At 62.1% G+C, this 13870-nt stretch carries 13 protein-coding genes; 8 read left to right on the plus strand and 5 right to left on the minus strand.

Features of this window, described 5'->3' with window-relative positions; translation table 11 throughout:
* Nucleotides 1-83 precede the first annotated feature (83 nt).
* From ACX1DW_RS19580 to ACX1DW_RS19590, 3 genes are read left to right on the plus strand one after another with little or no spacing between them, the layout of a single operon-like run.
* Nucleotides 84-1031: a capsular polysaccharide export protein, LipB/KpsS family gene (locus tag ACX1DW_RS19580; RefSeq protein WP_458992208.1), complete on the plus strand. Its 948-nt coding sequence runs from the start codon at nt 84-86 to the stop codon at nt 1029-1031.
* Nucleotides 1028-2221, plus strand: a complete 1194-nt coding sequence (locus tag ACX1DW_RS19585) for an O-antigen ligase family protein (protein ID WP_110775651.1) — start codon at nt 1028-1030, stop codon at nt 2219-2221. Before ACX1DW_RS19580 ends, ACX1DW_RS19585 begins: the two co-directional genes overlap by 4 nt.
* A complete protein-coding gene (locus tag ACX1DW_RS19590) occupies nt 2221-2787 on the plus strand; it encodes a serine acetyltransferase (RefSeq protein WP_231600320.1) in 567 nt (188 codons plus the stop codon). The genes ACX1DW_RS19585 and ACX1DW_RS19590 overlap by 1 nt, the downstream gene beginning before the upstream one ends.
* Nucleotides 2788-2806: 19 nt before the next feature.
* Here the strand turns inward: ACX1DW_RS19590 and ACX1DW_RS19595 are convergent, their stop codons facing one another.
* Entirely contained in the window at nt 2807-3409 is a 603-nt protein-coding gene (locus tag ACX1DW_RS19595) for a BUD32 family EKC/KEOPS complex subunit (RefSeq protein ID WP_458992209.1), read from the minus strand.
* Nucleotides 3410-3443: 34 nt separating this feature from the next.
* On the opposite strand from ACX1DW_RS19595, the gene msbA reads away from it, so the two are divergent.
* The 4 genes from msbA (at nt 3444) to hldE (ending at nt 9056) form a co-directional block, all read left to right on the plus strand.
* Nucleotides 3444-5261, plus strand: a complete 1818-nt coding sequence (gene msbA / locus ACX1DW_RS19600; protein ID WP_458992210.1) for a lipid A export permease/ATP-binding protein MsbA — start codon at nt 3444-3446, stop codon at nt 5259-5261.
* Nucleotides 5261-6157 carry a GNAT family N-acetyltransferase gene (locus ACX1DW_RS19605; protein WP_267935646.1) on the plus strand — a complete coding sequence of 299 codons (897 nt, stop codon included), beginning with the start codon at nt 5261-5263 and terminating at the stop codon, nt 6155-6157. Before msbA ends, ACX1DW_RS19605 begins: the two co-directional genes overlap by 1 nt.
* Before the next feature lie 3 nt (nt 6158-6160).
* Complete coding sequence (locus ACX1DW_RS19610; protein ID WP_458992211.1) at nt 6161-7555, plus strand: PIG-L deacetylase family protein; 1395 nt, start codon at nt 6161-6163, stop codon at nt 7553-7555.
* A 79-nt stretch (nt 7556-7634) separates the two neighbouring features.
* A complete protein-coding gene (gene hldE, locus ACX1DW_RS19615) occupies nt 7635-9056 on the plus strand; it encodes a bifunctional D-glycero-beta-D-manno-heptose-7-phosphate kinase/D-glycero-beta-D-manno-heptose 1-phosphate adenylyltransferase HldE (RefSeq protein WP_458992212.1) in 1422 nt (473 codons plus the stop codon).
* 73 nt (nt 9057-9129) lie between these two features.
* Here hldE and ACX1DW_RS19620 read toward each other — a convergent pair whose 3' ends face one another.
* The 4 genes from ACX1DW_RS19620 to ACX1DW_RS19635 all read right to left on the minus strand — a co-directional run bounded on the left by ACX1DW_RS19620 (nt 9130) and on the right by ACX1DW_RS19635 (nt 12478).
* Nucleotides 9130-10017, minus strand: coding sequence for a metal ABC transporter ATPase (locus tag ACX1DW_RS19620; protein WP_458992213.1), 888 nt, complete (start codon nt 10015-10017; stop codon nt 9130-9132).
* A 91-nt stretch (nt 10018-10108) separates the two neighbouring features.
* Nucleotides 10109-10918: an aldo/keto reductase gene (locus ACX1DW_RS19625; RefSeq protein WP_110775667.1), complete on the minus strand. Its 810-nt coding sequence runs from the start codon at nt 10916-10918 to the stop codon at nt 10109-10111.
* Nucleotides 10915-12090, minus strand: coding sequence for an NAD(P)/FAD-dependent oxidoreductase (locus ACX1DW_RS19630; RefSeq protein WP_133455508.1), 1176 nt, complete (start codon nt 12088-12090; stop codon nt 10915-10917). The genes ACX1DW_RS19625 and ACX1DW_RS19630 overlap by 4 nt, the downstream gene beginning before the upstream one ends.
* Nucleotides 12091-12145: 55 nt before the next feature.
* Nucleotides 12146-12478 (minus strand): DMT family transporter, encoded by a 333-nt coding sequence (locus ACX1DW_RS19635; protein WP_017246573.1) that lies wholly within the window; start codon nt 12476-12478, stop codon nt 12146-12148.
* Between the two features lie 112 nt (nt 12479-12590).
* On the opposite strand from ACX1DW_RS19635, the gene waaA reads away from it, so the two are divergent.
* Nucleotides 12591-13859, plus strand: a complete 1269-nt coding sequence (gene waaA / locus ACX1DW_RS19640; RefSeq protein ID WP_458992214.1) for a lipid IV(A) 3-deoxy-D-manno-octulosonic acid transferase — start codon at nt 12591-12593, stop codon at nt 13857-13859.
* Nucleotides 13860-13870: the final 11 nt, after the last annotated feature.

Genomic DNA, 13870 nt, shown 5'->3' on the forward strand with positions numbered 1-13870 from the left:
TTGTTATTACTCCAGCTGCGCTACCGAGTCCATCCATTTCGCTTCTCCGACAAGCGCTACGCCGTGTGGACTGGGGGCGGCTGGTGAAAGAAAAATGCACCGAGCGGGCGACCAAGGGGCGTTATCATGGCGCACTATACCGAGTGCTGCTCAGGCTTGAATTGCTGGTTATGGCGCTTCGTTTCGGTCGATTGCTGCGCAAGGAAAACCCCGATGCTGTAGCTGTATGGAACGGTGGTCATCGTTATTGCGCATTGCTTGCAAGCATGTGCAGCGCCAACGCGCAGATGCTTTATTTCGAAAACGGCTTGCTTCCTGGCACCACGACAGTTGATCCCAATGGTGTAAATTATCGGAACTCCGTGCCTCGAGATCCGGCATTCTATCGAGATTACGCCAACCGACATCCTGAGCGGCTCCGACCTATTCGAGCGGTTGCGCTGATTCCCAGAGAAACGAAGCGTCAAAGCCAAGCGGTCGAACTTCCCGGTAAGTTTATTTTTATTCCGTTTCAAGACGATTGGGATACGCAAATTCGGCTGTTCTCGCCGTGGATACGCAACATGCGCGAGCTTTTTTCCTTTGCTGAGCTAGTAGCGGAGCGCATTGGGAGAACGGTGGTTCTGAAGGAGCACCCGTCAAGTCGGGTCAAATATCCGGATCTGGCCAGGCGTGTCTCAGATAGGGTCATTTTCGCCAACGGGAATTCGACGCAGGAATTGATCGAAAAAGCAGATTGCGTCGTTACGATCAACTCGACAGTCGGCCTCGAAAGCATTCTCTTGGCGAAGCCCGTGCTGGTTTTGGGGGAGGCTTTCTATGCGGTGGAAGGCGTTGCGGCCAAAGCGCGAAGTGCAGAAGAGGCTCTCGCGTTGCTAGAACAACTGCCAGCCTGGGCGTTGAGCGAGGAGCTGCAGCGTGCGTTCATCAGCTATCTCCAAGATGAGTATTGTGTGGCTGGCCGCTGGCAAGACGGCGGATCAGAACACTATGCGGCGGTAGCGAGGAGAATCGAGGCCTTGGCAGCATGAGTCTACCTTGGTCATTTCCAGAACCCTTGAGAGTGTTGCTCGCGCTCGGACTATATCTGCAGCTGGCGGGAGTTTGTTTCATTGTGGATGGCAGTCGTTACGCCACCATTACCAACATAACGCTGTTCGCCCCCGCACTCGTCGCGCTCGTTTTCTTTAGGCAGTCCTGGCCGCCCTTCAATAAGGCTGCCTTCGGCGTGTTGTTGGCCCTGTGCGCGTGGGTGGCCTTCGTTGCTGTGTTCAACGAGGGGAGCGTTGGCAAGCCGTGGAGATGGCTGCGACTGCTCCTTTATGTGGGACTCTACGTAGTAGCCATCGGCCTGGTGATGCAAAGCGAGACGCTCTGGCGAGCCCTGCTTTTGTCGGTGGTCAGCACTGCGGCGGTGTTTGCATGGCTCAGCCTGTTTCAAGCGCTCTTCATCGATAACCGAGGCTTCGGTTTCAGAGAGTTCAGGCTGGACTCCTGGGCGGGTCATGAAATGGCAGATTTCGAAAATCCGATTGTGTCCGCCTTGTATTTTGGCGTCATAGCGATCATGGCGCTTTGCCTGTCGTTGCGCGAAAAAGGTGGGCTCAAGCTATTGTCCATACTCGCATTCCTAGGAGCTTCGGCGTACTGCTATTTCACTTATTCGCGAGGGGTCTGGGTTGGCTTATTGGCTGCGGTTATGGCTTGTCTGGCGGTTTCGCTCACGGCACGACAATTTCGCTTGCTGCTATGGGGCTTTCTTCCGTTAACCCTTGCCGGACTCTTTCTTCTCGGAACAGCAGGTGGAATAGACGCGAGTTATCGAGACGAAATCTTTTGGCAATGGTGGTCGAGGATCGGCACGTTCTGGTTATGGGGAGCCGGAGCGGGGGGCGATCCGAATATTTGTATTGAAGGGATTCAGCGCTGTTTCAATCAGGCGCACAGCCTCTACCTGCAGATTTTCTATGAGTATGGGATTCCCGGTTTGCTGCTCCTGCTGGTGTTGATTGCCGCGCTTCTGCTAGGTGGATGGCGCCATCGTTCGGGGCAAAACTTCACCCCTCTGGGCTTGGCGCTAATGGTGTTTGTCATCGTTGTATCCGTTGCAAATTACTATGTGATTTTTCTGCGTCCAGGTGTGTTCTGGATTGTTTTCTGGCTGCCGGCTGCAATCCTGTTATGCGAAGGCGCGGGGAGTGGGCGCTCCGAGGTGCGATGATGTCAATGTTGAAAAACATGAAGCGGTACTGGTGCCTAGAGATTCTAGGCACGCCGAACGAGTTTTCGTGGCGCAGGCTCTGGCGGAAGTACAAAAGAAGCAATCGTTATGCTTATTTGTTCTGGTTTCGGGTTGCCTACGTGCTTCACGCTGATGGCGGTCGCTTTTGGAAGCGGCGAGCGAAGCTGCTCAACGAGCGAATAAGCCGAAAGTACAACGTCGAGATCATGCTTGGCGCGACGGTTGGTGAAGGCTTATGGATTGCCCATACCTCAGGTATCGTGATTAGCGCGTACTCTAGAATTGGCAAGAACTTCAAGATCTGGCAGGGCTGCACCGTTGGCATAAAAGGTGGTGAGGGCGAAAAATCGATAATTATTGGAAATGATGTCAGTCTTTGTGTTAACTCATGCGTGATTGGTGATGTTATCTCCATTGCGGATAACGTGGTGATCGGTGCCATGACGCTGGTCAATAAAGATATTTTCCAACCTGGAATTTATGTGAACAAGCGGGTTCTGGGTAAGTTTGGTTGCGGTGACGGTTTGCCGAAGTCCCCTATCTAGCTGTTAGTCTGCTCACTTTTCAAGGGGCGTTTGTATAAAGCTTAATAAGCTCCTCAATAGGGAATTCCTCAAGCTTTTTTCTTTTTAAATGGTTGCGTAAGTGGCCAAAGTTCCGGCTGACCAAGCTCCGGCCGAGAGGCGCTCGCTTATTCTGCAGGTCAAGGACATCGATCAGGCCAAACGAGCCGTTTGGAAGTAAAATAATATTTCCAATATGCAATGACCTGAAGTAGATGCCGCTTTTATGCAGGCTTTTTATAAAGTTAGCTAGCTCGGGCAGGTGTTTTTTGATCAGATACGGGTCAGTACGGAAAACGGACTCTATCGAAACACCTGGAAGAGGTTGGTACAGGCAGCCGCTCAGACCTGTGCTCTTGTCAAGCCAAAACGTCTCGATGATTTCAGGCACGTTGAAGCCGGCGTCTCGTAGCATCGCAAGGTTCCTGGCGAACCGTGCTGCATAGGGAAACAGACGAGCCAGAAAGGGGCGTCGACGAGTATAGAAGATCTTCAGAAAGCTCCCGTCCGCCAACGCTAGAACTTTGGGGCCGCGCGCGTCCTTTTCCAGTACCTTGCCTTCCGTCAGCCAGTTTTCCAACTCCTGCGCTGTTACAATCCGCATCTTGTTCCTCTAGCCAGTCGTATGGGGCTGCCGAATGGCCAATTCTACCCAGCAATCGAGCATGAAGGTCTATTTGCGGTTGCTGCGCTATGTGGCCCCTTACTGGGGACTGTTCGCAATGAGCCTCCTTGGCTTTCTGCTCTTTGCCTCCACCCAGCCCGCGCTGGGCTACATTCTGAAGTTCTTCGTCGATGGGCTGAACAACCCGGACGCGAGTTTCTTCGCCCAGGTGCCGCATCTCAACGAGGTGCGGTGGCTGGCCGAGCTGAAACTGCTGCAGGCAGTGCCGCTGCTGATCATCCTGATCGCGCTGGTGCAGGGCATTGGCTCGTTTCTCGGTAATTTCTTCCTGGCCAAAGTTTCCCTTGGGCTCGTGCACGATCTACGCGTCGCGCTGTTCAATAACCTACTGACCCTGCCCAACCGCTACTTCGACAGCCACAACTCCGGCCATCTGATCTCGCGGATCACGTACAACGTGACCATGGTCACTGGAGCGGCAACCGATGCGATCAAGGTCGTGGTGCGCGAGGGCATGACGGTGATTTTCCTTTTCGCCACGCTGCTGTGGATGAACTGGAAGCTGACCCTGGTGATGCTGGCGATCCTGCCGGTGATCGGCTTCATGGTGTCGAGTGCCAGCAAGAAATTCCGCAAGCAGAGCAAGAAGATTCAGCTTGCGATGGGCGATGTGACGCATGTGGCATCGGAAACCATTCAGGGGTATCGCGTGGTACGTAGCTTCGGTGGCGAGCCCTACGAGCGGGATCGCTTCTTGGCGGCGAGCTCGGAGAACACGGCTAAGCAGCTGCGCATGGTCAAGACCAATGCGGTATACACGCCGAGCCTGCAGCTGGTGATCTACAGCGCCATGGCAGTGCTGATGTTCCTTGTGCTGCTGCTGCGAGGCGATGCGTCTGCTGGCGATCTGGTCGCTTACATCACGCTGGCCGGGTTGCTGCCCAAACCGATTCGCCAGCTGTCGGAAGTCAGTTCGACCATTCAGAAAGGTGTCGCTGGCGCTGAGAGCATCTTCGAGCAGCTCGACGAGCAGCCGGAAATAGACAGTGGCACGCTGGAGCGCGATGCGGTCAGCGGACGTCTGGACGTGCGCAACCTCAATTTCGTCTACCCGGGCAGCGACAAGCCAGTGCTGCACGACATCAGCTTCACCGTGGAGCCCGGGCAGATGGTGGCGCTGGTCGGTCGGTCCGGCAGCGGCAAGTCGACACTGGCCAATCTGATTCCGCGTTTCTATCACCACGAGACCGGCCATATCCTGCTCGACGGTGCGGATGTCGAGTCCTACACGCTGCGCAACCTGCGCCGGCATATTGCCTTGGTGACGCAGCAGGTAACCCTGTTCAACGATACCGTGGCCAACAACATCGCCTACGGCGATCTGGCCGGCGCGCCGCTGGACGATATCCGCCGTGCGGCCCGTGATGCCTATGCCGACGAGTTCATCGAGCAAATGCCCGAGGGCTATCAGACCCTGGTCGGGGAAAACGGCGTGCTGCTGTCCGGTGGACAGCGGCAGCGCCTGGCGATTGCCCGTGCACTGCTCAAGAATGCCCCGGTGCTGATTCTTGATGAAGCGACTTCGGCGCTGGATACCGAGTCCGAGCGGCATATCCAGGGGGCTCTGGACCATGTGATGCAGGGCCGCACCACGTTGGTCATCGCTCACCGGCTGAGCACAATCGAGAAGGCCGACCTGATCCTGGTGATGGAGCAGGGCCGCATCGTCGAGCGTGGCACCCATGCCGAGCTGCTGGCGGCGAACGGTGCCTACGCCAGGCTCCACGCGACGCAGTTTCAGGACGACACGCCAGACGAGCAGGGCGCCTGATGCTGCAGTTTCTGAGGAGCTGGCGTGAGCGCGGCTGGTGCGAGATCGATGCCGACACCTATGCGCAGATCTGGCAGCGCTACGGCGGCAGCGTTGCCACTCACCCCGCCGTCGTCGAGCGCCTGGCCGGTCTTGCCGGGATTCCGGTGCGCTATCTGGCGTGGGAGCGGCAGGGCGAATTGATCGCCGCGGTGCCCTGCTGGGGCCGGCATCTGGCCCTGTCCAAGGACGTATTGAAAAAGACCGGCAAGCGCGGGCTGTTCGATCTGGGTAATGCCGAGATCATCCTGCCCGTCGCCGAGCAGGCGGCGATCCCGGTCCGCCAGCGCATGCGCTACGTGTCAGAGCTCAATGCAGGCGCGATCAGCACCTTGCGCGAGCAACCGGAGGGTCTGGCGCTGGCGCGCGAACCGGAGGCGTACTCGAAGAAGTTTCGATACAACCAGCGCCGCGAACAGCGTTTGCTGGAAGAGGCGGGCGGTGCGCTTCGCCCCGTGCTCGATTTCTCTGCGGCGGAGCAGGCGACGATGTACGCCGAGTTGTTTCAACGGCGCTGGAATTTCGAGGCGCCGGGGAGGGCGCATCTGCACGAGGTGTTCGAGCTGCTGCGCGAGTTCATGACCGGCTCGGTGGTGTTTCTCGACGAGCAGCCGATCGCCATCCAGGTTCTCTATCGGGTCGAGTCGCCGAAGTGGGTGTCCGTCGAGTACATCAATGGCGGTGTCGACCCGGTGCAGCGGGACTTCAGCCCAGGCAGCGTGCTCAGTTTCGTCAACACCCAGACGGCCTGGGCCGAGGCGCGGGCGTTGGGCAAACCGCTGCGTTACTCCTTTGGCCGGGCGGATCGCGAGTACAAGGATCGCTGGTGCCACCGAGTTCCGGTCTATCAGGTGTGAGCCATGAGTGCACGCAAGCAGCAGTTGCTTAGACGCCACCGCAAGCACAAACGCATCGCCCTGCTGGTCGCGCTGGTCGCGCTGCTGCTGCTCGGCGCGCTGGTTGCTTGGTGGTTGGTTCCGCTCTTGCTGGTGTTGGGCTGGATCGCTCATGAGGCCTGGTTTGCCGACCACCTGTTCTACAGCCCTCAGGACGATTACGACTATGTATTCCCGGATGATGCCCAGCGTTATCCGGTGCGGATCGACGGCGGCCGAATCACGGCGCCGGAGCGCTTCGAAGCCGCGGATACGCTTATTCTCGAGATCGAGCTCAAGGCCAGCTGGCTGGGGCGGTGGCTTGATCCGCAGGTGTGGGTCGGTGACGACCGTCAGGATTTCGAGCGGGGCGTTGCCGGCCGGCGCTATCTCAACCTGTCCGGCCAGCATGGGCCGCTGAGTGGCGGTGTGCTGCGTGTCAGCGGGCGCTTCTGTCGCCTGTCCGGCGAGGCGACGCTCTTTGCGATGCGCAACCCGGATTATTCCGAGCGCCGCGTGCTGATCGTCGCCCCGCATGCCGACGATGCCGAGCTGGCCGCTTTCGGCCTGTACAGTCAGGCACGCGATGTGGCCATCGTGACCCTGACCCAGGGCGAGATCGAAGCCGACAGATACCGTCGGCTGGGTCTGGACGATGCGTCTGCCGCCAGGCTCAAGGGGCGGTTGCGCACCTGGGATAGCCTGGCAGTGCCGTTGTGGGGCGGCGTACCGCAGACGCGGTGCGTCCAGCTGGGCTATTACTGCCTGCAGCTGCCCGCCATGGTGGCCGACCCGCAGACGCCGTTCGGTTCGCGCGAATCCGGTGAGCAGGACGTGCGCAGCGTGCGCCGGCACAATCCACTGCTGTTGCCCGCGGACGTGGACGGTGTGCCCAGTTGGGACAATCTGCAGGCCGATCTGCGGGTTCTGCTCGCCCATTTTCGCCCTGAGGTGGTGGTCACACCGCACCCTGAACTGGATCCTCACGCTGACCATGTGGCTGCCACCCGGGCCTTGTATCAGGCCATGGAGGAGGGCGACTGGCTGCCGGAAACACTGCTGTTGTATGCCAACCACCTGCACGATAACGACCGCTGGCCGATGGGGCCGGCTGATGGCGGCGTGGCTTTGCCGCCCGCCATCGAGCCGCTGCCGGCCGATCGCCTATGGAGCCCGACGCTGGATTCCGAGGCTCGGCTGAACAAGGCCATGGCGCTGGCGATGCAACACGATCTGCAGGGTCCTTTGCCGCTCAAGAAGCGCCTGCGCCGCCTGATCCAGGCCGCACTCGCCGGTCGCCGCTGGCCGTCCACCGGCGATGACGAGTTTTTCCGCAAGGCCGTGCGCAGACACGAGCTATTCTGGGTGCGCAAGCTCTAGCAGCCTTGTTGCGCTGGCCGGTCCAGTGCGAGCTGCATGTTATGATCGCCGCCGTTTTCTGTTTGTCATCGGAGCCCCAATGAAGCTGTCCATGCCCCGTTTCGACCAAGCCGCCGTACTGGTGGTGGGTGATGTCATGCTCGATCGCTACTGGCATGGCGGCACGTCGCGGATCTCGCCTGAGGCGCCGGTACCGGTGGTCAAGGTCGAGCAGATCGAGGATCGGCCCGGTGGCGCGGCCAACGTGGCGCTGAACATCGCGGCGCTCGGGTCTGCCGCGGCGCTGGTGGGCGTGACCGGCGAGGACGAGGCGCGTCAGAGCCTGGCTGACAGCCTCGCGGCTGCCGGTGTGCAGGCGCATTTCCAGTGCATCGATGACCAGCCCACCATCGTCAAGCTGCGGGTGATGAGTCGCCATCAGCAACTGCTGCGCATGGATTTCGAGGAGCCGTTCAACACCGATCTGGCCGCGTTGCTGGCCGAGGTGGAAGGGCTGCTGGCCGGGGTCAAGGTGCTGGTGCTGTCGGACTATGGCAAGGGCGCGCTGAAGAACCATCAGGCGCTGATCCAGGCGGCGCGGCAGCGTGGCATTCCGGTGCTGGCCGATCCCAAGGGCAAGGATTTCGACATCTACCGCGGTGCCACGCTGATCACGCCGAACCTGGGCGAATTCGAGGCGATCGTCGGGCATTGTGCCGACGAGGCCGAGTTGGTCAGCAAGGGGGCCGAGCTGATGAGCCGGCTCGAGCTGGATGCGTTGCTGGTCACCCGTGGCGAGCACGGCATGACCCTGCTGCGCCCTGATCACGCACCGCTGCACCTGCCGGCCCGTGCCCGCGAGGTGTTCGATGTCACCGGTGCCGGCGATACCGTCATCTCGACGCTGGCCGCTGCGATTGCGGCTGGCGAGGAATTGCCACAGGCCGTGGCACTGGCCAACCTGGCCGCCGGTATCGTGGTCGGCAAGCTGGGCACCGCCTGCATCAGCGCGCCGGAGCTGCGCCGCGCGGTGCAACGCGAGGAAGGCTCCGAGCGTGGCGTGATGACCGTCGAGCAGCTGCTCACCGCGGTCGAGGATGCCCGCGCCGAGGGCGAGAAGATCGTCTTCACCAATGGCTGTTTCGACATCCTGCACGCCGGCCATGTGACCTACCTCGAGCAGGCCCGCGCCCAGGGCGACCGGCTGGTGGTGGCGGTGAACGATGATGGTTCGGTGAGCCGCCTCAAAGGTCCGGGCCGGCCGATCAACTCGGTGGACCGCCGCATGGCGGTGCTCGCCGGTCTGGAAGCGGTGGATTGGGTGGTGTGCTTTTCCGAGGACACGCCGGAAAACCTGCTGGCCCAGGTCCGTCCCGATGTGCTGGTCAAGGGCGGCGACTATGGCGTCGATCAGGTCGTCGGTGCCGATCTGGTCAAGTCCTACGGCGGTGTGGTGAAGGTGCTGGGGCTGGTGGAAAACAGCTCGACCACCGCCATCGTCGAGAAGATCCGCAGCCGCTGAGTCCTTTGGATACGCCTACCGCGTATCGCGTCAGTAGGTGGATAGCCGCTTTGCGCGGCTACCCACTACCTTGTTAACGGGCGGCCGCCATCGGCCGTGCCGCCCACCAATCCCGCCAGCGAACGCGCTCGTCGCGCACCACCCAGCCTTCCTGCGGCGCAAAGCTTTCCGATAGCCACAGGCCGCGAGTGTTCACCGGGCTGAACTGGCCATTACGCAACTGCAGCAGCTGATCCTGCGGCTGGCCCTGCTGCAGCGGTATCAGGTAGATGTCGGGCCGGCTGCGCTCCAGGCGCGCAACCAGTTGTCCGTCCTCCAGGCGCTCGTCGACGTGGAACAGGCTCAGCTGACGCGCCTCTTTCGGTAGTTCCATGCGCATGTCATAGACCAGCTGCAGCGATGCGGTCGGCAGGTGTACATAGGCGCGAGGACGCTCCATAAGCACCATGTTGCCGCACTGTACCGGGCGCGTGGCGCCGGATTGCGAGGCGAGCTTGAAGTGCACCGCCTCGCGGTAGTGCAGGCTGGCCTGGTACGGCGTGGGCAGCCACGTATCGCCGAAACGACCGGCGAGCCAGCCTTCAGGAGTTTCCAGCAGGCATTCTTCGGCAATTTCCTGGATGGCTGTGAGCAATGGCAGGTTCAGCTCATGGGCCGGGATGTAGCCGGAGATCAGCTTGAGTACAACGTCGCCGCGGTCCGGCCGATGCTGACGGACCAGCACCCAGTATTCGCGGCCCTGCCAGCTCATGGTCAGACGCACCGAAACGCCGAGATTGGCCAGTTCGATGGCAAAACGGCCCGGATCGGAGACCTCAACCGGGCGACGGCGCTCGATCACTTCGCTGAAGTTCAACGGCCGGCCCAGACTCTGGTAGCTCAGGTTGTCCTGGCTGGCCTCGACGTAGAGAGGCAGGGTCTTGAATGCGGCAGGGCTCTTGCGCACCAGAACTCTTGGCATTCGGTTTCTCCTTGCGGCGAAGAAAGTAACCGCGCGGCATCAGCGTAATGCGCTTTCCGCGCAGCGGATGAACGTTGCCGCCAGGACCGTTTCAGTTGCCGGTCAGAACGGCAGCAGCAGTCCGTACGTTAGCCGTCAAATGCTGCGGATTGATAGTGCCGATGATCGCGCCGCTGACCCCTGGGTGACCGAACAGCAGCTCGAAACTGCGGCGGACCGGGTCGTCGCCTGGCTTGAGGCAGGCATGACCGCTGGCCAGGGCTTTCTTGATCAGGATGCCCTTGCCGTGTGCAGCAGCGTAGTCGAGGACCGGTCGTTCGGCCTGCTCGTTGAGGTTGTAGGTCACCATCGCGCAGTCGCCCTGCTGCAGCGCAAGCAGCCCACCATCGACCGTCTTGCCGGACAGGCCGAAGGCGAGGATCTTGCCCTCGCGCTTGAGTTCGGCCAGGGCCTGGTAGACCTCGGTGTGCTGCAGGATATCGAGGTCGTTGCCGTCCGAGTGCACCAGCACCAACTCGATGCGGTCGGTACGCAGGCGCTTGAGGCTGCGCTCCACCGAGAAGCGCGTATGGGTGGCAGAAAAGTCGAAGCGCGACTGGCCGTTCTCGAACTCCTCGCCAACCTTGCTGACGATCACCCAATCCTCGCGCTGTCCGGCCAGCAACGGGCCGAGCCGTTCCTCGCTGACGCCGTAGGCCGGCGCGGTGTCGATCAGGTTGATACCGAGTTCGCGGGCCAAGGTCAGCAGCTGGCGGGCCTGGTCATGGTCGGGGATGGCGAAGCCGCTGGGGTACTTCACGCCCTGGTCGCGGCCCAGCTTGACCGTGCCCAGACCCAACGGCGAGATGCGCAGGCCGGTGCTGCCCAGCGGGCGGTGCAGGTCATGCAGCGTCGCGTTCATGGCAGCAGCCCTTCCCAGAATGGCCCGGTCAGCGGCGGACGTGGTAGTTCGGGCAGTGCGGGATGGTTGGCCGGGCGAATGCCGTCACGGGCGAGGGCGGCTTCGACGCGGTCGGAGAAGTCGGGGGACAGCGCCAGCTTGGTCGGCCAACCGACCAGAAGTCGGCCCTGCTCGGCAAGGAAGGCGTTGTCCGGACGGGCGAGCGCCGATTGTGCAGGCTCGGCGCGGTCGATACGCAGCGTGGCCCATTGCGCGGAGCACAGGTCGATCCAAGGCACCAGTTCGGCCAGTTCCTTTTTCGCGGCGGCGATCTGAGTGGCTTCGTCGCGCGCCACGCCATCGGCTTCGGCCAGGTCGCCGCCGAGATACCAGAGCCACTCGCCGTCCGCTGTCGGATGGCTGGTGACCGTGATCCGCGGTTTGGTGCCGCCCCCCAGGCAATGGGCATAGAGCGGCTTGAGCGTGGGCGCCTTGACGATGACCATGTGCAGCGGACGGCGCTGCATGGCCGGTTGTTGCAGGCCGAGCGACGCGAGCAGCTCGGCAGTCCCGCCACCGGCGCTGAACACGATGCGCTGGGCGCGGATCTCGCGACCATCGACGCGCAACCCGACCAGCTCGTTGTCGTCGAGCAGCGGTTCGATCCGCTCGCAGGCCAGCAGGCTGTCGCCAGCCAGTTCGGCCAGCCGGGCGATCAGGCTGGGCACGTCCAGCACCAGCTCGCTGAGCCGATAGACCTTGCCCTTGAACCGTGGATGCTGCAGCGCAGGCGGCAGCTCATCGCCCTTGACCTGGCCGACCCGCGAGCGCACCGCCTTGCTGGCGAAGAAGCTGGTGAGGTTGCCGGCCAGGGTGCCTGGCGACCACAGATAGTGTGCATCGGACAACAGACGCACGCCGCTGAGGTCCAGCTCGCCCTTGCCTTCGAGCGCTTCGCGCCAGCGCCGCGGCATGTCCGCAATCGCCTCGGAGGCACCGGTGAGCGCACCGCTCAGCGCGTACTTGGTGCCGCCATGGATGATGCCCTGGGACTTCACGCTCTGCCCGCCGCCCAGTGCTCCCTTGTCGACCAGCAGGGTGGCAAAACCCAGTCGGCGCAGGCGCGCGTTCAGCCAAAGGCCGGCGACGCCGCCGCCAACGATCAGGACGTCGGTGCTGAGGGATTCGGGCATGTGCAGACCTCATTGGGTAAACGGTCGCGCAGTATAACTGCAGTCCGCCGGCAGCTTAGTGGCCTGCACTGCGGGAGAACAACTGGATAACCACCACGCCGGCGATGATCAGCCCCATGCCCAGTACCGCCGGCAGGTCCAGGTACTGACGATAGAGCACCGCCGCGGCGACGCTGACCAGTACGATGCCGAGCCCGGCCCAGATGGCATAGGCGATGCCTACCGGGATGGTCCGTACCACCAGCGCGAGCATCCAGAACGACAGGCTGTAGCCGGTCACCACCAGCAGCAGTGGCAGCGGACGATTGAAGCCGGCCAGTGCCTTCATCGAGGTGGTGGCGACCACCTCGGCGCAGATGGCGATGGCCAGGTAAACATAGCCGGACATGGCGAGATCCTGATTATGGGCGGGCAACTTCGTTCGGTTCCGACCTCGCCAACAAGTTCGTCGGCAGGGCGGTTATGGCTCGCGAGCAGGCAGCTTGCTAAGCTCCGCGCCCATGAATCGCACCCTCTATACCCTGTTGTTTCACCTCGGCCTGCCGCTGGTGTTCCTGCGCCTGCTGTGGCGCGCCTGGCGCGCCCCGGCCTACTCCCGTCGTATCGGCGAGCGTTTCGCCTTCGGTTTGCCGCGGCTGCGTCCGGGTGGCATCTGGGTGCATGCGGTCTCGGTGGGCGAAAGCATCGCCGCGGCGCCGATGGTCCGTGAGCTGATGGCACGCTACCCGCAGCTGCCGATCACCATCACCTGCATGACGCCGACCGGCTCCGAGCGCATCCAGGCGCTGTTCGGAGACAGCGTGCAGCATTGCTACCTGCCCTATGACCTGCCCTGGACCGCGGCGCGCTTTCTGGATCGCCTGCAGCCGAAGCTGGCGGTGGTGATGGAGACCGAGCTCTGGCCCAACCATATCCATCAGTGCGCCCGGCGCGGCATTCCGGTAGCGCTGGCCAATGCTCGCTTGTCCGAGCGCTCGGCTCGCGGCTACGCGCGCTTCGCCCGTCTGACCGCGCCGATGCTGGCCGAGCTGAGCCTGATTGCCGTGCAGACAGAGACTGAAGCCGAGCGTTTTCGCCAGCTCGGCGCACGCCACGAATGCGTCGAAGTGACTGGCTCGATCAAGTTCGACCTGGCCATCGACCCGGCACTGCTGGCGCGGGCGACCGATTTGCGCGATCAATGGGCGGCGCAGGATCGGCCGCTGTGGATCGCCGCCAGCACCCATGCCGGCGAGGACGAAATCATCCTGGCCGCGCACCGACGCTTGCTGGAGCGGTTTCCGCAGGCCCTGCTGCTCCTGGTACCACGGCATCCGGAACGCTTCATCTCGGTGTTTGAACTGGCGTGCAAGGAAGGCTTTGCCGCGGTGCGCCGCTCGACGGGCGAGACGGTTGGCGCCGGCACGCAGGTGCTGGTCGGCGACACCATGGGCGAGCTGCTGTTTCTCTATGCCCTGGCCGACGTGGCCTTCGTCGGTGGCAGCCTGGTGCCCAATGGCGGACACAACCTGCTGGAGCCTGCGGCGTTGGGCAAGCCGGTCCTCAGTGGTCCGCATCTATTCAACTTTCTCGAAATCTCCGCGCAGCTGCGCGATGCCGGCGCCCTGCGCGAAGTGCAGGATGCCGATCAGCTGGCGGATGCTGTCGGTGAGCTCTGGCGCGATTCGGCTGCCGCGCAACGGATGCGTGACGCCGGGCTGGGCGTGCTCAAGGCCAATCAGGGCGCCTTGCAGCGTCTGCTGACAGGGCTGGCGAGGCTGCTCGGCTAGTCGGTGTGTCT

This window comes from Stutzerimonas sp. KH-1 (genome assembly GCF_054483855.1).